At 70.0% G+C, this 18,931-nt stretch carries 17 protein-coding genes; 13 read left to right on the top strand and 4 right to left on the bottom strand.

Going from position 1 to position 18,931, the window contains the following annotated elements; genetic code table 11:
• Nucleotides 1-49: 49 nt before the first annotated feature.
• The 13 genes from HCA44_RS00345 (at nucleotide 50) to HCA44_RS00285 (ending at nucleotide 14,554) form a co-directional block, all read left to right on the top strand.
• Nucleotides 50-1,333 (top strand): bifunctional 3,4-dihydroxy-2-butanone-4-phosphate synthase/GTP cyclohydrolase II, encoded by a 1,284-nt coding sequence (locus HCA44_RS00345; protein WP_169646560.1) that lies wholly within the window; start codon nucleotides 50-52, stop codon nucleotides 1,331-1,333.
• Complete coding sequence (ribH, locus tag HCA44_RS00340; RefSeq protein ID WP_169646559.1) at nucleotides 1,330-1,824, top strand: 6,7-dimethyl-8-ribityllumazine synthase; 495 nt, start codon at nucleotides 1,330-1,332, stop codon at nucleotides 1,822-1,824. Before HCA44_RS00345 ends, ribH begins: the two co-directional genes overlap by 4 nt.
• 4 nt (nucleotides 1,825-1,828) lie before the next feature.
• Complete coding sequence (locus HCA44_RS00335; RefSeq protein WP_169646558.1) at nucleotides 1,829-2,296, top strand: PH domain-containing protein; 468 nt, start codon at nucleotides 1,829-1,831, stop codon at nucleotides 2,294-2,296.
• Nucleotides 2,297-2,376: 80 nt separating this feature from the next.
• Entirely contained in the window at nucleotides 2,377-4,704 is a 2,328-nt protein-coding gene (uvrC, locus tag HCA44_RS00330) for an excinuclease ABC subunit UvrC (RefSeq protein WP_169646557.1), read from the top strand.
• Between the two features lie 44 nt (nucleotides 4,705-4,748).
• On the top strand, nucleotides 4,749-5,615 hold the full coding sequence (gene rapZ / locus HCA44_RS00325; protein ID WP_169646876.1) for an RNase adapter RapZ: 867 nt from the start codon (nucleotides 4,749-4,751) through the stop codon (nucleotides 5,613-5,615).
• Nucleotides 5,612-6,691, top strand: a complete 1,080-nt coding sequence (gene yvcK, locus HCA44_RS00320; protein ID WP_169646556.1) for a uridine diphosphate-N-acetylglucosamine-binding protein YvcK — start codon at nucleotides 5,612-5,614, stop codon at nucleotides 6,689-6,691. The genes rapZ and yvcK overlap by 4 nt, the downstream gene beginning before the upstream one ends.
• Complete coding sequence (gene whiA, locus HCA44_RS00315) at nucleotides 6,688-7,665, top strand: DNA-binding protein WhiA (protein WP_206037522.1); 978 nt, start codon at nucleotides 6,688-6,690, stop codon at nucleotides 7,663-7,665. Before yvcK ends, whiA begins: the two co-directional genes overlap by 4 nt.
• 209 nt (nucleotides 7,666-7,874) lie before the next feature.
• The gene (gene gap, locus HCA44_RS00310) at nucleotides 7,875-8,891 is read left to right on the top strand and encodes a type I glyceraldehyde-3-phosphate dehydrogenase (protein WP_169646554.1); all 1,017 of its coding nucleotides are present in this window, start codon (nucleotides 7,875-7,877) and stop codon (nucleotides 8,889-8,891) included.
• Between the two features lie 60 nt (nucleotides 8,892-8,951).
• Nucleotides 8,952-10,181, top strand: a complete 1,230-nt coding sequence (locus tag HCA44_RS00305) for a phosphoglycerate kinase (RefSeq protein WP_169646553.1) — start codon at nucleotides 8,952-8,954, stop codon at nucleotides 10,179-10,181.
• Nucleotides 10,171-10,956 carry a triose-phosphate isomerase gene (gene tpiA, locus HCA44_RS00300; protein WP_169646552.1) on the top strand — a complete coding sequence of 262 codons (786 nt, stop codon included), beginning with the start codon at nucleotides 10,171-10,173 and terminating at the stop codon, nucleotides 10,954-10,956. Before HCA44_RS00305 ends, tpiA begins: the two co-directional genes overlap by 11 nt.
• Nucleotides 10,957-11,155: 199 nt before the next feature.
• Entirely contained in the window at nucleotides 11,156-11,389 is a 234-nt protein-coding gene (gene secG / locus HCA44_RS00295) for a preprotein translocase subunit SecG (RefSeq protein WP_169646551.1), read from the top strand.
• A gap of 98 nt (nucleotides 11,390-11,487) precedes the next feature.
• Nucleotides 11,488-14,244: a phosphoenolpyruvate carboxylase gene (gene ppc / locus HCA44_RS00290; RefSeq protein WP_169646550.1), complete on the top strand. Its 2,757-nt coding sequence runs from the start codon at nucleotides 11,488-11,490 to the stop codon at nucleotides 14,242-14,244.
• Nucleotides 14,245-14,380: 136 nt separating this feature from the next.
• On the top strand, nucleotides 14,381-14,554 hold the full coding sequence (locus HCA44_RS00285) for a hypothetical protein (protein WP_169646549.1): 174 nt from the start codon (nucleotides 14,381-14,383) through the stop codon (nucleotides 14,552-14,554).
• Nucleotides 14,555-14,564: 10 nt separating this feature from the next.
• Here HCA44_RS00285 and pgl read toward each other — a convergent pair whose 3' ends face one another.
• From pgl to tal, 4 genes are read right to left on the bottom strand one after another with little or no spacing between them, the layout of a single operon-like run.
• Entirely contained in the window at nucleotides 14,565-15,317 is a 753-nt protein-coding gene (gene pgl, locus HCA44_RS00280) for a 6-phosphogluconolactonase (RefSeq protein ID WP_169646548.1), read from the bottom strand.
• On the bottom strand, nucleotides 15,314-16,261 hold the full coding sequence (gene opcA / locus HCA44_RS00275; RefSeq protein WP_346764499.1) for a glucose-6-phosphate dehydrogenase assembly protein OpcA: 948 nt from the start codon (nucleotides 16,259-16,261) through the stop codon (nucleotides 15,314-15,316). Before opcA ends, pgl begins: the two co-directional genes overlap by 4 nt.
• Nucleotides 16,258-17,802: a glucose-6-phosphate dehydrogenase gene (zwf, locus tag HCA44_RS00270; RefSeq protein ID WP_169646546.1), complete on the bottom strand. Its 1,545-nt coding sequence runs from the start codon at nucleotides 17,800-17,802 to the stop codon at nucleotides 16,258-16,260. The genes opcA and zwf overlap by 4 nt, the downstream gene beginning before the upstream one ends.
• 3 nt (nucleotides 17,803-17,805) lie before the next feature.
• Nucleotides 17,806-18,930 carry a transaldolase gene (gene tal / locus HCA44_RS00265; RefSeq protein ID WP_169646545.1) on the bottom strand — a complete coding sequence of 375 codons (1,125 nt, stop codon included), beginning with the start codon at nucleotides 18,928-18,930 and terminating at the stop codon, nucleotides 17,806-17,808.
• Nucleotide 18,931 lies beyond the last annotated feature (1 nt).

The raw sequence follows: 18,931 nt of genomic DNA, 5'->3' as shown, positions 1-18,931 counted from the left end.
GGACGAGGCGTTTTCGAATGAGAATTTTCCGAGTGACAGGGCACACGAAGTGACAAGGTTCGACAGCATCGAGCGCGCGGTCGCGGACATCGCGGCGGGCAAAGCGGTGGTCGTCGTGGACGACGAGGACCGCGAGAACGAGGGCGACCTCATCTTCGCCGCCGAGAAGGCGACGCCGGAGCTGGTGGCCTTCATGGTCCGCTACACGTCGGGCTATCTGTGCGTCCCACTCGACGGCGCCGACTGCGACCGGCTCGGGCTGCCCCCGATGTACGCGACGAACCAGGACAAGCACGGCACCGCGTACACCGTCACCGTCGACGCCCGAGAGGGCATCGGCACCGGCATCTCCGCGTCCGATCGCGCGACCACGATGCTCAAGCTGGCCGATCCCACCACCGGTGCGCAGGACTTCACCCGGCCCGGTCACGTCGTCCCGCTGCGCGCGAAGGAGGGCGGCGTGCTGCGCAGGCCCGGTCACACCGAGGCCGCGGTCGACCTCGCGCGTATGGCAGACCTGCGGCCTGCGGGCGTCATCTGCGAGATCGTGAGCCAGAAGGACGAAGGCGCGATGGCCCAGACCGACGAGTTGCGCGTGTTCGCCGACGACCACGGCCTCGCACTCATCTCGATCGCCGACCTCATCGCGTGGCGTCGCAAGCACGAGAAGCAGGTGGTGCGGGTCGCGTCGGCGCGGATCCCGACGCGGCACGGCGAGTTCACCGCGGTCGGTTACAAGAGCATCTACGACGACATCGAGCACGTCGCCCTCGTGCGCGGCGACATCGCGGGTCCCGATGGCGACGGCAGCGACGTCCTCGTGCGGGTGCACTCCGAGTGCCTCACCGGCGACGTGTTCGGCTCGCTGCGCTGCGACTGCGGCCCGCAGCTCGACGCGGCGCTCGACATGGTCGCGCAGGAAGGCCGCGGCGTCGTGCTGTACATGCGTGGCCACGAGGGCCGCGGCATCGGCTTGATGCACAAGCTGCAGGCGTACCAGCTGCAGGACGCGGGTTCCGACACCGTCGACGCGAACCTCGAACTGGGCCTGCCTGCCGACGCCCGCGACTACGGCACCGGTGCGCAGATCCTCGTCGACCTCGGCATCAGCTCGATGCGTCTGCTCACGAACAACCCGGCCAAGCGCGTCGGCCTCGACGGCTACGGCCTCGAGATCACCGAGCGCGTGTCGATGCCGCTGCGCGCGAATGCCGAGAACCTGACCTACCTGCGCACCAAGCGCGACCGCATGGGTCACGATCTCGTGGGACTCGACGAGTTCGACGCGGGCGACAGCGCGACGGGCGAGGCCGCCACCGAGGAAGCCCAGTGAGCGGCGAGGGCGTACCCGCGCTGCGGGTCGACGACGCGAAGGGCCTCACGCTCGCGATCGTCGCGGGCCGCTGGCACACCCAGATCTGCGAGGCCCTGCTCGCGGGCGCACAGCGGGTCGCGGCCGAGGCCGGTCTCGAAGACGTCACCGTCGCGCGTGTCGCGGGAGCCGTCGAACTGCCGGTCGTCGCGCAGCAACTCGCCCGCACGCACGATGCCGTCGTCGCGCTCGGGGTTGTGATCCGCGGTGGCACACCGCATTTCGACTACGTGTGCGACTCCGTCACCGCCGGCCTCACCCGCGTCGCGCTCGACGAGAGCACGCCGGTCGGCAACGGCGTGCTCACCACCGACACCGAACAGCAGGCCCTCGACCGCGCGGGCCTGCCCGGGTCGGCCGAGGACAAGGGCGCCGACGCGTGCGCGGCCGCGCTCGACACCGCGCTCACGCTGCGCTCGCTGCGCCAGCCCTGGACCGAAGAGAGTTTCTGATCCCATGAGCAAGACGTCCCGCGACGACACCGCGACCGCGTGGGAGACCGTGGCGCAGCCGCACAAGACCGGCCGGTACGCGGTGCTCGTCGCGGCGGTGCTGGCCGTCGTGCACATCGTGTTGGCCCTGCTGCTGGGCGGCGACGGCACCGGTGTGTACTTCCGCGCGGCCGACCAGTTCGCGCTCGCGGGCATCGGCCTCGTCCTCGCGCTCGCCGTGCTCACGCTCGCGAGGCCGCGGCTGAAGGTGTCCGAGCGCGGCGTCATGGTGCGCAATCCGTTCACCGAACGCGTGTTCACGTGGAGTGACGTGCGGGGGCTCGGCTTCCCGGACGGCGCCGCGTGGGCCCGTATCGAACTGCCGGACGACGAGTACATGTCGGTGCTCGCGCTGCAGGCGAACGATCGCGAACGTGCGGTCGAGTCGGTGCGCCGCTTCCGCGCGGCGCAGGCCCGGTTCGCGCGCGACTGACGTCACACCGGTCCGCAGGAGCTGCTGCACACGGCGTCGCCGCGGGGGAGCGGTCGGTGCAGGCTACTACGGTGGAGGGCGTGCCCGATCCCTCGACCTATCGTCCGCCCACCGGCTCGATTCCCACCGAACCGGGCGTCTACAAGTTCCGTGATCCGCACGGCCGGGTCATCTACGTCGGTAAGGCCAAGAGCCTCCGGTCCCGGCTGAACTCGTACTTCGCGGACGTCGCGGGCCTGCACCCGCGTACACGGCAGATGGTCACGTCGGCGGGCAGCGTCGAGTGGACGGTCGTCACCACCGAGGTGGAGGCCCTCCAGCTCGAGTACAACTGGATCAAGGAGTTCGACCCGCGGTTCAACGTCCGCTACCGCGACGACAAGACCTATCCGGTGCTCGCGGTCACGCTCAACGAGGAGTATCCACGACTGTTCGTGTACCGGGGCCCGCGCCGCAAGGGAGTGCGCTACTTCGGCCCGTACTCGCACGCATGGGCCATCCGCGAGACCCTGGACCTGCTGCTGCGTGTCTTTCCGGCGCGCACGTGCTCGGCGGGCGTGTTCAAGAGGCACTCGCAGATCGGGCGGCCGTGCCTGCTCGGCTACATCGACAAGTGTTCTGCGCCGTGCGTCGGGCGCGTGTCGGCTGCCGAGCACCGCGAGATCGTCGAGGACTTCTGTGATTTCCTGTCCGGCAAGACGGACAAGCTCATCCGCGAACTCGAACGCCGTATGCAGCACGCGTCCGAGGAGCTCGACTTCGAGACCGCCGCGCGGTTGCGCGACGACGTGAGCGCCCTCAAGCGAGCGCTCGAGAAGCAGGCCGTCGTGTTGGGCGACGGCACCGACGCGGACATCGTCGCGTTCGCGACCGACGAGCTCGAGGCGGCGGTGCAGGTCTTCCACGTGCGCGGCGGGCGCGTGCGGGGCCAGCGCGGGTGGGTCGTCGAGAAGGCTGGCGACGTGATCGACCCTGCCGACATCGTGTCGGGGCCGGGGGGCCGCACGGGTGGCGGAGCCGAGTCCGCCGCGACGAGCAGCGAGCTGTCACTGCTCGTCGAACAGTTCCTCACTCAGTTCTACGGCGAGCAGGCTGCGCTCGCGGGCGGTGAACGCGACGACGCGGGTGGCTCGGTAGCGGTGCCGCGCGAGGTGCTCGTCCCGACGCTGCCGCCCGATGTCGACCAGATCCAGGACTGGCTGTCGACGCTGCGCGGCACGAAGGTCCGTGTGCGCGTCCCGCAGCGCGGCGACAAGAAGGCACTCGCCGACACCGTGCAGCGCAATGCCGGCGAAGCCCTCACCCAGCACAAGCTCAAGCGCGCGGGCGACTTCACGTCCCGCTCGGCCGCGCTGCAGGAGATCCAGGAAGCGCTCGACCTCGACTCGGCGCCGCTGCGCATCGAGTGCGTCGACATCAGTCACGTGCAGGGCACCGACGTCGTCGCGTCCCTGGTCGTGTTCGAGGACGGCCTTCCGCGTAAGTCCGACTACCGGCACTACGCGATCAAGGAAGCCGCGGGCGACGGGCGCTCCGACGACGTCGCGAGCATCGCCGAGGTCACCCGGCGCCGCTTCCTGCGGCACAACAAGGACCTGCTCACCTTGCGTCGCGAGACCGGCCTCGACGCGACGCCCGACGCGGCCGACCTCCAGGGTGGTGGTGACCTGCCGGGTGGGGACATGGCAGGCGGCGAGGGCGGCGATCTCGCGCCCGAAGCCGCGATCGACCCCAGGACCGGCAGGCCGCGCAGGTTCGCGTACCCACCGAATCTGTACGTCGTCGACGGCGGTGCCCCGCAGGTGGCGGCCGCGGCCGCGGTGCTCGACGAGCTCGAGGTCACCGACGTCGCCGTCGTCGGCCTCGCGAAGCGGCTCGAAGAGGTGTGGGTGCCGGGCGAGGAGGACCCGGTGATCCTGCCCCGCACGAGCGAGGCGCTGTTCCTGCTGCAGCGGGTACGCGACGAAGCGCACCGGTTCGCGATCAGTTTCCACCGCAGCAAGCGGTCGCGGCGCATGACGGCGTCCGCGCTGGACTCGGTGCGCGGGCTCGGCGAGACCCGCCGCAAGGCACTCGTGCGGCACTTCGGGTCGGTCGCGCGTATCCGTGAGGCGTCCGTCGACGAGATCACCGAGGTCCCCGGGATCGGCCGCACGACGGCGCAATCCGTGCTGGCCGCGCTCGCGGGGGATGCGGCAGGCAACGGCGCGCCGGTGCCCGAAGCCGACACACCCGAACCCGACACGCCCGGACTCGCTGCACCCGACGACACGGTGCCGAACGACGAAGTCGTGGCGGCATCGGAGCCTTCGCGTGCGACACCCACCGACGTCATGCGCGATGATGAGTCGGGCGTTCCTGGTAGTCCCGCCATTTCCGACAGCGATGTGGAGCAGCGAGTCGAGTGACGAATCAGCAGACAGAGCCGCGCGTCGCGCGCAACGGCCCGCCGATGGACTTCCTGTTGGTCACCGGGCTGTCCGGTGCCGGGCTGCAGACCACCGCGAAGGTCCTCGAAGACCTCGGCTGGTACGTCGCCGACAATCTCCCGCCCGAGTTGCTCACGCGCATGGTCGACCTGAGCCTCGAGTCCGACTCCCGGATCGGCAGGCTCGCCGCGGTCGTCGACGTGCGCAGCAGGCTGTTCACCGGCGACCTCGGCTCGGTACTCGTCGAGCTCGAGAACAAGCCGGTGCACACTCGCGTGTTGTACCTGGACGCTGCGGACGACGTCCTCGTGCGCCGGTTCGAGCAGGTGCGCCGCACCCACCCACTGCAGTACGACGGTCTGGACGGCACGCTCTCGGAGGGCATCGCCGCCGAACGCAGCCAGCTCGCGACGGTCAAGGCTGCGGCCGACCTCGTGATCGACACGTCCGAACTGAGTGCGGGCCAGTTGCGGCAGCGGCTCGAGAACGTCTTCGGCACCGACTCCGATCTGTCGGTCAAGATCACGGTCCAGTCGTTCGGGTTCAAGTACGGGCTGCCGATCGACGTCGACGGGCTGTGCGACGTCCGATTCCTGCCCAATCCGCACTGGATTCCGGAGCTGCGGCCGCTCACCGGCCTCACCGACGAGGTCCGGGACTACGTGTTGTCCCAGGACGGCGCGCAGGACTATCTGACGACCTATCATCACCTCCTGGGTCTCACCATCGCGGGCTACCGTCGGGAGGGCAAGCGCTACATGACCATTGCTGTCGGATGTACCGGTGGAAAGCACCGCAGCGTCGCCATGGCCGAGGCGCTCGCGGCGCGGCTCGCGGGCGACGCGGGTGTCGGGGTCCGTGTCGTGCACCGGGATCTGGGGCGCGAATGACGGCGCGCGACGATCACCATCCGGCCGGCGGGCACGGCGCAGGCGCGCCGCGCATCGTCGCCTTCGGCGGTGGGCACGGGCTGTACGCGACGCTCAGCGCGGCGCGCAGGCTCACCCGCGACGTCACGGCCGTCGTCACGGTCGCCGACGACGGCGGCTCGTCGGGGCGGCTGCGCGCCGAACTCGGTGTCATCCCGCCCGGCGACCTGCGCATGGCGCTCGCCGCCCTCGCAGGCGACGAACCGTGCGCGGCCGACTGGAAGCGCACCGTGCAGCACCGGTTCGGGGGCACGGGGGCGCTCGCAGGCCACTCGGTCGGCAACCTGATCCTCGCGGGCCTCACGGAGGTCCTCGGCGACCCGGTGCGCGCGCTCGACGAGCTCGGTCGCGTGCTGCGGGTCGAGGGCCGGGTGCTTCCGATGTCGCCCGTCGCGCTCGACATCGAGGCGGACGTGCAGGGCCTGGAAGCCGATCCGCGGGTCAGCCGCTGCATCCGCGGCCAGGTCGCGGTCGCCACCACACCCGGCAAGGTGCGGCGCGTGCGTCTGCTGCCCGACGACCCGCCCGCCTCCCCGGAGGCGCTGGCCGCGGTGCGCGAGGCCGACATGGTGGCCCTCGGCCCCGGTTCGTGGTTCTCGAGTGTCATCCCGCACGTGCTGGTGCCCGAACTGCTCGCGACGTTGTCCACCTCGGCCGCGCAGAAGGTGCTGATCCTGAACCTGGCGCCGGAGCCGGGGGAGACCGCGGGTTTCTCGGCGGAACGCCACCTGCACGTACTGTCGCAGCACGCACCCGGTTTCGGTGTCGACGTGGTCGTGGTCGACTCGGGGTCGGTCCCGCCGGGCCGCGAGCGCGAGCACCTCGCGCGCGCTGCGGGCCTGTTCGGTGCCCGGGTCGTGTACGCGGACGTCGCGGAACCGGGCCGGCACGTCCACGACCCGCGCAAGCTCGCAGAGGTGCTCGGCGAGCTCGCGCGCAGCAGCGAGGCAGGACACGACAGGGTCGGCGCCGGGTGGGAGACGGTCGGCGCGCGGCACGAGAAGGCAGTGGAGAGGGAGAACGCTTCGTGGCAATGACGGCGGAGGTCAAGGACGAGCTGAGCCGGCTGGTCGTCACCCAGGTGAGCTGCCGCAAGGCGGAGGTCGCGGCATTGCTGCGCTTCGCGGGCGGCCTGCACATCGTGGGTGGCCGGGTGGTGGTCGAAGCCGAGGTCGACCTCGGCTCGATCGCGCGGCGGCTGCGCAAGGAGGTCTTCGACCTGTTCGGCTACTCGGCCGACGTGCACGTGCTCAGCGCGGGCGGACTGCGCAAGTCGGCACGCTATGTCGTGCGGGTCGCGAAGGACGGCGAGGGCCTCGCGCGGCAGACCGGGCTGCTCGACATGCGTGGCCGGCCGGTCCGCGGGCTACCGGCCCAGGTCGTCGGCGGCACGGTCGCCGACGCCGAAGCGGCGTGGCGCGGTGCCTTCCTCGCGCACGGCTCGCTCACCGAGCCCGGCCGGTCGTCGGCCCTCGAAGTCAGCTGCCCGGGCCCGGAGGCCGCGCTCGCGCTCGTGGGGGCCGCGCGCAGGCTCGCCATCACGGCCAAGGCGCGCGAGGTCCGGGGCACCGACCGAGTCGTCATCCGCGACGGCGAGGCCATCGGCGCTCTGCTGACCCGCATGGGGGCCCAGGACACCCGGCTCGTGTGGGAGGAAAGGCGCATGCGCCGCGAGGTGCGTGCCACAGCGAACCGCCTCGCCAACTTCGACGATGCGAACCTGCGCCGCTCGGCGCGCGCGGCGGTCGCAGCCGCGGCGCGGGTCGCACGGGCACTCGAGATCCTGGGCGAGGACGTGCCCGACCATCTCGCCGCGGCAGGCCATCTGCGGGTCGAGCACCGGCAGGCGTCCCTCGAGGAACTCGGCCAGCTCGCCGACCCGGCGATGACCAAGGACGCCGTCGCCGGACGCATCCGCCGGCTGCTCTCGATGGCCGACCGCAAGGCGAAGGAACTCGGTATCCCGGATACCGAATCGGCCGTCACCGCGGAGCTGCTGGACGAGGCATGACCCGCTGCTCGGGGGAGGCCGACCCGCTGCCCGGGGAGGCCCGGCCGTGATGCTCGGGTAGGCGTCACGGCCGTGAACTGCGCCCACTAGGGTGGAGGGTGCATCGACACCGATGTGACCCGCAGGCGTCGCCGGACCCCGACGTCGCACTGCTCACCCCACACCACTGCACATCAGGGCAGCATCAAGAACTCGCAAAGGAGCCAATTGTGACGATCCGGGTAGGCGTGAACGGATTCGGCCGTATCGGACGTAACTTCTTCAGGGCCCTGGATGCGCAGAAGGCTCTGGGCACCTCGGACCTCGAGATCGTCGCGGTCAACGACCTCACCGACAACAAGACGCTGGCACACCTGCTCAAGTACGACTCGATCACCGGCCGCCTGCCGTACGAGGTCTCGGTCGACGGCGACGACATCGTCGTGGGCGACACCAAGATCCGCGGCCTCTCGATCAAGGAAGGCCCGGCAGCGCTGCCGTGGGGCGACCTCGGCGTCGATGTCGTGATCGAGTCCACCGGCATCTTCACCGATGCCGAGAAGGCCAAGGGCCACCTCGAGGCAGGCGCGAAGAAGGTCGTCGTCTCGGCGCCCGCCAAGAACGAGGACATCACGATCGTGATGGGCGTCAACGACGACAAGTACGACGGCAGCCAGAACATCATCTCGAACGCGTCGTGCACCACCAACTGCCTCGCGCCCGTCGCGAAGGTCCTCGACGACACCTTCGGCATCGAGCACGGCCTGATGACGACGGTCCACGCGTACACCGCCGACCAGAACCTGCAGGACGGCCCGCACAAGGATCTGCGTCGCGCCCGCGCCGCCGCGCTCAACATCGTGCCGACCGGCACCGGTGCGGCCAAGGCCGTCTCGCTCGTGCTCCCGCAGCTCAAGGGCAAGCTCGACGGCTACGCGCTGCGGGTTCCGATCCCCACCGGCTCGGTCACCGACCTCACCGTGACGCTCGGCAAGTCGGCCTCGGTCGACGACGTCAACGCCGCGATGAAGGCCGCCGCCGAGGGTCCGCTGAAGGGCCTCCTCAAGTACACCGAGGACGAGATCGTGTCGAGCGACATCGTCACCGATCCGCACTCGGCGATCTTCGACGCGAAGCTCACCAAGGTCGTCGGCGGCGAGGTCAAGGTCGTCGCGTGGTACGACAACGAGTGGGGCTACTCGAACCGCCTCGTCGATCTCGCCGGTCTCGTCGGCAAGTCCCTCTGATCCGGTAACCCGACGCCCGGCCCGCCCGGGTGGTCCGATTGACAAGGAACCTCCGAAACAGTGTCTGTTCCCACGATTGAAGACCTGCTCGCGGCGGGCGTCGAAGGTCGGGGCGTACTCGTGCGCTCCGACCTCAACGTGCCGCTCGACGGCGACACGATCACCGACCCGGGTCGCATCCTGGCGTCGGCCCCCACCATCGCGGCGCTCGCCGACGCGGGGGCGAAGGTCGTCGTCACCGCCCACCTGGGCCGGCCGAAGGGCGAGCCGGACCCACAGTTCTCGCTCGCGCCGGTCGCGGCGAAGCTGGGCGAGGTGCTCGGCCGCAATGTGCAGCTCGCGGGCGATGTGGTCGGCCAGGACGCGCTCGCGCGTGCGGAAGGCCTGACGGACGGCGACGTGCTGCTGCTCGAGAACGTGCGCTTCGACGCCCGTGAGACGAGCAAGGTCGACGCCGAGCGTGAGGCGCTCGCGAAGGCATTCGTCGAACTCGTCGGCGACGACGGCGCGTTCGTGTCCGACGGCTTCGGTGTCGTGCATCGCAAGCAGGCGTCGGTGTACGACGTCGCGAAGCTGCTGCCGCACTACGCAGGCTATCTCGTCGAGAAGGAGGTGTCGGTCCTCGAGAAGCTCACGAAGGAACCGGCACGTCCCTATGCCGTCGTGCTCGGCGGCTCGAAGGTGTCCGACAAGCTCGCCGTGATCGAGGCGCTCGCGCCCAAGGTCGACACTCTCGTCATCGGCGGGGGCATGTTCTACACCTTCCTCGCCGCGCAGGGGCTGTCGGTCGGCAACTCGCTGTGCGAGGAGTCGATGATCGACACCTGCAAGGACCTGCTCGACCGGTACGCCGACGTCATCCACCTCCCGCAGGACGTCGTGGTGGCCGATTCCTTCTCTGCAGAAGCCGACTCGAAGACGGTGCCCGCCAACGAGATTCCCGACGGCTGGATGGGTCTCGACATCGGCCCGTCGTCGGTGCGTCGGTTCGCGGCCACTCTCACGAGTGCCCGCACCGTGTTCTGGAACGGGCCGATGGGCGTGTTCGAGTTCGCGAAGTTCTCCGAGGGCACCAAGGGGGTCGCCGAGGCGATCGTCGAGGCCACGTCGAAGGGCGCGTTCTCGGTCGTCGGCGGCGGCGACTCCGCGGCCGCTGTCCGTCGGCTCGGGGTGGGCGGGCCCGACGGCGAAGAGGGGTTCTCGCACATCTCGACCGGCGGTGGCGCGTCGCTCGAGTATCTCGAGGGCAAGACCCTCCCGGGACTGGAGGTGCTCGTCGATGGCGCGTAAGCCACTCATCGCAGGCAACTGGAAGATGAATCAGAACCATCTCGAAGCCATCGCGCTGGTTCAGAAGATCGCATTCGCGTTGCCCGCGAAGTACTTCGACAAGGTGGACGTCACGGTCATCCCGCCGTTCACGGACATCCGCAGCGTTCAGACGCTCGTCGAGGGCGACAAGCTGCTGCTCACCTTCGGTGCGCAGGATGTCTCGCAGCACGAGTCGGGCGCCTACACCGGCGAGGTCAGCGCCGCGATGCTCGCGAAGTTGTCGTGCACGTATGTCGTCGTGGGGCATTCCGAGCGCCGCTCGCTGCATGCCGAGACCGACGACATCGTGCTCGCGAAGGCGAAGGCCGCGCTGAAGCACGGCCTCACGCCCATCGTGTGCATCGGCGAAGGTCTCGACGTCCGCGAGGCGGGCGAGCACGTGTCGTTCTGCGTCGATCAGCTCCGCGCGTCCCTCGCGGGCCTGTCCGCCGACGAGCTGGCCGAGATCGTCGTCGCGTACGAGCCGGTGTGGGCGATCGGCACCGGCCGCGTCGCGAGCGCGGCCGACGCACAGGAGGTGTGCGCCGCGGTGCGTGCCACCATCGCCGAACTCGCGTCGGACGACGTCGCGGCCGGGGTGCGGGTGCTCTACGGCGGCAGCGTCAACGCGAAGAATGTCGGCGAGATCGTCGGGCAAGCCGACGTCGACGGCGCGCTCGTGGGTGGCGCGTCGCTCAAGGCGGAGGAGTTCGCCACCCTGTCGGCGATCGCGGCAGGCGGGCCGCTGCCGTGATCGTGGCAGGCGTGCCGCTGCCGTGACACGGCGGAATCGTTGAGCCCGCCCCTCCCACCGCGCCCGCGGTGGGAGGGGCGGTTCGGGTTCTACCGCACTACCGGTAGGGTGGTACCCGGCCTCGCCGCGCCGCCCACATGTCGATCGAGTGGGAGCGCTGCTCCGGAGTTCGTTGCGCAAAGGACGTCAGAAGGCGGATATGTCACTGTTCCTGGATATCGTGCTGGTGGTCACCAGCTTGCTGCTCATCCTGCTGGTGCTGTTGCACCGCGGCAAGGGCGGCGGTTTGTCCAGCTTGTTCGGCGGCGGCGTCCAGTCCAACCTCTCGGGTTCGACGGTGGCCGAAAAGAACCTCGACCGCCTCACCGTCTTCACCGCCCTCATCTGGCTCATCGCGATCATCGGCATCGGTCTCGAGATCAAATTCGGCTGACTCCGCAGGCACACCCTGACTCGGGAGGCGCCGCCCGGTAGGCCTGCCTCGGCCGTCATCACCCTGCACGCGTCGCGTGCGGCACCGATACTGGGTGCATGGACGACACGGACGATCCCACCCAGCCGCTGCGTGACGACATCCGACTGCTCGGCGGAATCCTCGGCGACATCGTCCGTGACCAGGCGGGGCAGACGGTCTTCGACCTGGTCGAGCGTGCGCGCGTCGAATCGTTCCGGGTGCGCCGCTCGGAACTGGGGCGAGACGAACTCGCGGCACGCTTCACGCAGATCCCCAGCGACGAGGCGATCGAGATCGTGCGGGCCTTCAGTCACTTCGCGCTGCTCGCGAACGTCGCGGAGGACGTACACCGCGAGCGCAGGCGTACCGTCCACGTCGCCGCAGGCGAGGCCCCGCCGGACAGCACACTCGCCGCGACATGGGACAAGCTCGACGCCGCACAGCTCACCGCCGACACCGTCGAACACGCCCTGCGGGGCGCACTCGTCGCACCCGTCATCACCGCGCACCCCACCGAGACGCGTCGCCGCACGATCTTCGACACCCAGGCGCGCATCTCGGATCTGATGCGCTTCCTCGACCGCACGTCGTTGTCCCCGGAGGAGACCCGCGACGTGGAGCGCAAACTGCAACGGCACATCCTGACGCTGTGGGACACCGCGCTCATCCGGCTCGAACGCCTCCGTATCCAGGACGAGATCGACGTCGGACTGCGCTACTATCCGGCCGCGCTGTTCGAGGCCGTTCCCGAAGTGAGTGCCCAGGTGCGGGCCGCGCTGCTCGAACGGTGGCCCGGCACCGACGTGCTGCCCGCGCCGATCGTGCAGATGGGGTCGTGGATCGGCGGGGACAGGGACGGCAACCCCAATGTGACGGCGGCGGTCGTGCACCGGGCGACCAGGAGCGCGGCCCGTCTCGCGCTCGAACACCATCTCGAACAGCTCGCCGAACTCGAACAGCATCTGTCGATGTCGGCGCGCATCGTGGGGACACCGCCGGACCTCGCGGCCCTCGCCGCCGTGGACGACGCGCCAGCGCGGCGCGACGAACCGTTCCGGCGGGCACTGCGCGGCATCCGCGGTCGGCTGACCGCGACGGCGATCGCGGTCCTGGGAACGGCCCCGCAACACGCCCTCGACGAGGGGCGTGAGGCCTACGGCGGCCCGGACGACCTTCTCGCCGACCTCGCGGTCGTCGAGGACGCCTTGCGTGCGTGCGGGGCAGGCATCATCGCCGACGACCTCCCGGTCCGATTGCGGGAATCGGTGGCGACCTTCGGCTTCCACCTGTCGAGCCTCGACATGAGACAGAACTCCGACGTGCACGAGCAGGTGGTCGCGGAGTTGCTCGCGTGGGCGGGCGTCGCATCCGACTATCTCGACCTGGAGGAGGACGACCGTGTGCGGCTGCTCGCTGCCGAACTGGCGACCCGCCGCCCGCTGACCTCGCCCGAGGCACGGTTCGGCGAGCAGACCACCAAGGAACTCGCGATCGTGCGTGCCGCCGCGGACGCCGTGCGCACGCTCGGTCCACGCGCAGTGCCGAACTACGTGATCAGCATGTGCACCTCGGTCAGCGACCTGCTCGAGGTCGCCGTCCTGCTCAAGGAGGTCGGCCTGTTCGATCCCGGTGACCCGGCAGCGGGCACCGGCCCGACCTGCCCCGTCGGGATCGTGCCCCTGTTCGAGACGATCGACGACCTGCGTCACGGTGCGGCCACCCTGGACGCCGCCCTGCAGCTGCCCGTCTACCGCGACCTCGTCGCGTCGCGCGGGCATTCGCAGGAGGTGATGCTCGGCTACTCCGATTCGAACAAGGACGGCGGCTATCTCGCCGCGAACTGGGCGCTCTACCGCGCGGAACTCGACCTCGTCGAGTGTGCGCGCCGAAACGACCTGCGGCTGCGCCTGTTCCACGGCCGCGGCGGCACGGTCGGCCGCGGCGGCGGACCCAGCTACGACGCGATCCTCGCGCAGCCACCCGGTGCCGTTCAGGGCTCGCTCCGGATCACCGAGCAGGGTGAGATCATCGCCGCGAAGTACGCCGACCCCGCCCTCGCGCGACGCAACCTCGAGACTCTCGTCGCCGCGACACTCGAGTCCACCCTCCTCGACGTCGAGGGGCTCGGCGACGACGCGGCCGACGCGTACGCCCTGTTCGACGAACTCGCGACCCTCGCGCGCGGGGCCTACAGCGACCTCGTCCACGACACCGAAGGGTTCGTCGAGTACTTCGAGGTGTCCACCCCCGTCGGTGAGATCGGCGACCTCAACATCGGCAGCCGCCCCGTCTCCCGCAAGCCGACCAAGGAGATCTCCGACCTCCGCGCGATCCCGTGGGTCCTCGCGTGGACCCAGTCGCGCGTCATGCTCCCCGGCTGGTACGGCGTAGGCACCGCATTCGAGCAGTGGGTCGGCGACGACGAGAGTCGACTGGCGCGCCTCGGCGAGCTGTACCGGCAGTGGCCGTTCTTCCGTACCGTGCTGTCGAACATGGCAATGGTGATGTCCAAGTCCGACATGGGTATCGCCGAGATGTACTCGCGGCTCGTGCCCGACGAAAGGCTGCGCACGCGCGTGTTCGGGCGCATCGCCCACGAGCACGAACGCACCCTGCGCATGTACCGACGGATCACCGGAAACGACACCCTCACCGCGGGCAATCCCGCGCTCGAACGATCGGTGCACAATCGCTTCCCGTACCTCGAGCCGCTCAACCTGCTGCAGGTCGAGCTGCTGCGGAGGTACCGCTCGGGAGACGACAGCGATCGCGTGCAACGCGGAATCCTGCTCACGATGAACGGCCTCGCCACCGCACTGCGTAACAGCGGCTGAAGGTCGGCCGAAACTGCGGCCGAAATTTGTTCGCCGGGAAGGGAACCGTTTGCCGTCGCGTGCGTCGAACAAGGTAGAGGCACAGATGTGTTCACCACGACCGGCCACGGGCCCGGTCCGGCGAATCGAGGCACGGATGAGCAGTGCTGCAGACCGAGCAGGCGACGGCGGCGGCCGATACCACGGACCCGGTGGCTACGGCCGAGGCCTGCGGGCACCGTCGCGGGGCGGACGGGTGATGTGGCCGTGCGTGGCCACCCGCGTGCGCACCGAGGACGCGACGGACGACGACGAACAGCCGCTCGTCTGAGGGCCCGCCCTCAGTTCTCGGGCAGTGCGCCCGCGGCGGCCGTGTCGAGGAACCAGCGAGTCTCCGCCGAGCCGACCGCGCCCGCGGCCGGGATGTCGTCGGGATCCGCGCCGCCCACCGCCGCCGCGACGGCATCGGCCTTCTCCGCTCCCGCCGCGAGCAGCCACACCTCGCGCGCCGCCCGCACCGCGGGCAGTGTCAGGGTGACGCGCACGGCCGGCGGCTTCGGCGAATCGAGCACGGCGACGACCGGAGCGTGACGCTCGCGCACCGCGTCGGTGTGCGGGAACAGCGAGTTCACGTGGCCTTCGCCGCCGATGCCGAGCAGGTGCACGTCGAATTCCGGAACCGGCTGTCCGTGCCGGGAGAGAACCCCGGCGTAGGCGCGGGCCGCGGCGTCGGCGTCGTCGGCGAATTCGCCGCCGACCGCTGCGATCGGGTGCACCCGTGCCGGGTCGACGTCGACATGGTCGAGCAGTGCCTCCCGCGCCTGCAGCTCGTTGCGTTCGGGATCGTCGGGCGCGACGAAACGTTCGTCGCCCCAGTAGATGTCGATCGAGCGCCAGTCGATCGCCGCGCCGTCGGCGTGCTCCGCGAGGCGACGGAGCGCGCGCAATGTGCCGATGCCCGCGCCGCCACCGGTGAGCACGATCGACGCCGACCCGCGCTGTGCCTGTGCGGCGATCAGGGTGTCGGCGAGTCGACGCGCCGCGGCGGTCGTGAGCGCATCCAGGTCGTCGTACACGTCGATGTGGACGGTCATTCGTAGATCACCTTCTCGAGTCCGGCCAGGGCGGCGGCGTAGACCTCGTCGGCGTCCAGGCGCCGGAGTTCCTCCGCGAGGCAGTCGTGCGTGGGCCTGCGGCCGAGCGCGACGAGCGAATCGGGGAAACCGCTCCGCACGAGCGTCGCGGTGGTGCCGGTCTGCGGCCTGCTGATCGTGAGCGACGAGCCGTCGTCCAGCACGAGCTCGACGAACAACGGTCCGCTCGTGCGCCGCACCGGGACGTCGACACGACTCGCGAGCCATCCCGCGAGCATGTCGACGGCGGGCTCCTCCTCGAGCCCCGACACCGTGGCCGAGACGATCGCCGCGTGCGGCGGCTGGTCGAGCGACGACACCAGCAGCGCCCGCCACGACGTGATGCGGCTCCACGCGAGATCGGTGTCGCCGGGGGAGTAGGCGGCAAGCCTGCTGCGGATCTCGGCGCGCGGATTCTCGTGCCCCGTCGCGTCGGTGATGCGCCGGATCGCGAGGCGGCCCACAGGATCGCGCGCCGGCTCGGACGGCGCGTCGTGCGGCCACCATGCCACCACCGGGGTGTCGGGCAGCAGGAACGGCACGACGACGCTGCTCTCGTGCTCGCCGAGTTCGCCGGACAGCCGAAGCACGACGACCTCCGACGCGCCCGCGTCGCCGCCGACCCGAATCTGCGCGTCGAGTCGCGGCTGTGCGTCGACGTCGCCGCGTTCGAGCACGATCACGCGGCACGGATGCTCGCGGCTCGCCTCGTTGGCGGCAGTGATCACGTCCTCCGCCGTGCTCACGCCGTCGCCGGTGCCGCCGTCGACGGCACTGCTCTCGCCGCGGATCGACACGACGAGGGTGAGCACGCGACCGAGGGTCACCGCGCCGCCCGTCTTGCGGATCGCGACCAGCCGCTTGCTGACGTCGCGCGTGGTGGTGTCCGGCATGTCGACGATCACGGTCGCCTCCATTCGCGGCCGGTGCGGGCCATCATCTCGTCGGCGGACGCGGGACCCCACGTGCCCGCCTCGTACTCGTCGGGACGCCCGTGCGACGCCCAGTAGTCGAGCACCGGATCGAGGATCGACCAGGAGAGCTCCACCTCGTCGTTGACGGGGAACAGCGACGGCTCGCCGAGCAGCATGTCCAGGATCAGCCGCTCGTACGCCTCGGGCGACGACGTGGTGAACGCCTGCCCGTAGCTGAAGTCCATGCTGACGTCGCGCACTTCCATACTCGACCCCGGCACCTTCGAGCCGAACCGCATCGTGACGCCCTCGTCCGGCTGCACCCGGATCACGAGCGCGTTCTGCCCGAGCTCCTCGGTCATCGTCTGGTCGAACGGCAAGCGCGGAACCCTCTTGAACACGACCGCGATCTCCGTGACCCGACGTCCGAGCCGTTTGCCCGTACGGAGATAGAACGGCACCCCGGCCCACCGGCGGGTGTCGACTTCGAGGGTGATCGCCGCGAACGTCTCGGTGCCCGAGTCGTGCGCGAAACCCTCCTCCTCGAGCAACCCGACGGCCGGAATCTCGCCCTGCCAGCCGCGCGTGTACTGCCCGCGCGAGGTGGTCAGTTCGAGCGGTTCGACGAGCCGCGTCGACTTGAACACCTTGATCTTCTCGGCCTGCAGTTCGGCGGGCTCGAAGCTGACCGGCTCCTCCATCGCGGTGAACGCGAGCAGTTGCAGCAGGTGGTTCTGGATGACGTCGCGCGCGGCCCCGATGCCGTCGTAGTAGCCGGCGCGCCCGCCGAGACCGATGTCCTCGGCCATCGTGATCTGCACGTGGTCGACGTAGTGGGCGTTCCACAGCGGATCGAAGAACTGGTTCGCGAAGCGCAGCGCGAGGATGTTCTGCACCGTCTCCTTGCCGAGATAGTGGTCGATGCGGAAGACCGTGTCCTCGGGAAAGACGGTGTTGACCAGTGTGTTCAGCTCGCGCGCGCTCTCCAGGTCGTGCCCGAACGGCTTCTCGATGACGACGCGTGCCCAGTGGTCGTCGTTGTGCTGTGCGAGACCGGACGCCGAGAGCCGTTCGAGGACGACCGGGAACAGATTGGGCGGAATCGCCAGGTAGAACCCGTGATTGCCGCCGGTGCCGCGTTCGCGTTCGAGCGTGTGCAGGGTGTCGGCCAGCGCGTCGTACGCGTCCGGATCGTCGAAGGTGCCCTGCACGAACCGCAGCCCCTCGGCGAGCCGATCCCACACGTCCTCGCGGAAGGGTGTGCGAGCGTTCGCGCGCACCGCGTCGTGCACGATGCGCGTGAAATCCTCGTCGGCCCACTCGCGGCGCGCGAAACCGACCAACGCGAAACCGGGCGGCAGCAGCCCCCGGTTCGCGAGGTCGTAGATCGCGGGCATCAGCTTGCGCCGCGCGAGATCGCCCGTCACCCCGAAGATGACGAGCGCACACGGCCCCGCGACCCGCGGGAGCCGTTTGTCCCGCGAGTCGCGCAGTGGGTTGTGGTAGGCGTCCGGCGATGCCGTTGCGCTCACGTGTCAGCCCTTCGGGGCCGCTTCGCGCAGCTGCTCCGCCGTGGCGTCGAGCAGCTGCCCCCACGCCACCTCGAACTTCTCGACGCCCTCCCGCTCGAGGACGTCGAACACGTCCGGCAGGTCGATGCCGACCGCGGACAGCGCGTCGAACACCTCCTGCGACGCGGCAGCCGTGCCGGACACCGTGTCGCCGTGGACGGCGCCGTGATCGGCGACGGCGTCGAGGGTCGCCTCGGGCATCGTGTTGACGGTGCCCGGTGCGACGAGGTCGGTGACGTACATCGTGTCCGGGTAGTCAGGGTTCTTGACGCCGGTCGACGCCCACAACGGACGCTGCGGTCGCGCTCCCTGCTCGGCGAGCGTGGGGAACCACGGCTGGATCTCGAAGACCTGCTCGTACGCCGCGTACGCGAGACGGGCGTTCGCGAGGCCCGCCTTGCCGCGCAGCGCGAGCGCTTCGGGCGTGCCGATCGCGTCGAGCCGCTTGTCGATCTCGGTGTCGACACGCGAGACGAAGAACGACGCGACCGAGTGGATCGTCGACAGATCGTGTCCGGCCTTCTTCGCGGCCGACAGTCCGTCGAGGTATGCGGACATGACCATCTCGTAGCGCTCGACCGAGAAGATGAGCGTGACGTTGACGCTCACGCCCTCGCCGAGGACCTTCGCGATCGCGGGGACGCCCGCCTCGGTGGCGGGGATCTTCACGAACAGATTGGGTCGGTCGACGATCTTCCACAGTTCGACGGCCTGGGCGACCGTCTTGTCGGCGTCGTGCGCGATGCGCGGGTCCACCTCGATCGACACACGACCGTCCACGCCGCCGGTCGCCTCGTACACCGGTGCGAGGACGTCGCACGCCGCGCGCACGTCGTCGGTGGTGACGGTGCGCACCGTGGCGTCGACGTCGGCGCCTCGCGCGGCGAGCTCGCGCACCTGCGCGTCGTACGCGTGCCCCTTGCTGAGCGCCGACTGGAAGATCGCCGGATTGGTGGTGACCCCGACGACCGATCGGGTGGCGATCAGGTCTGCGAGGTTGCCCGACTCGATGCGCTCGCGCGACAGGTCGTCGAGCCAGACCGACACCCCTGCGTCGGACAGTGCCTTCAGGTTCTCGTTCTGGGTCATG

This window comes from Rhodococcus sp. HNM0569 (genome assembly GCF_012726205.1).
Classification (GTDB): Bacteria; Actinomycetota; Actinomycetes; order Mycobacteriales; family Mycobacteriaceae; genus Rhodococcus_F.
This window is presented reverse-complemented; position numbering and strand designations above follow the sequence as displayed.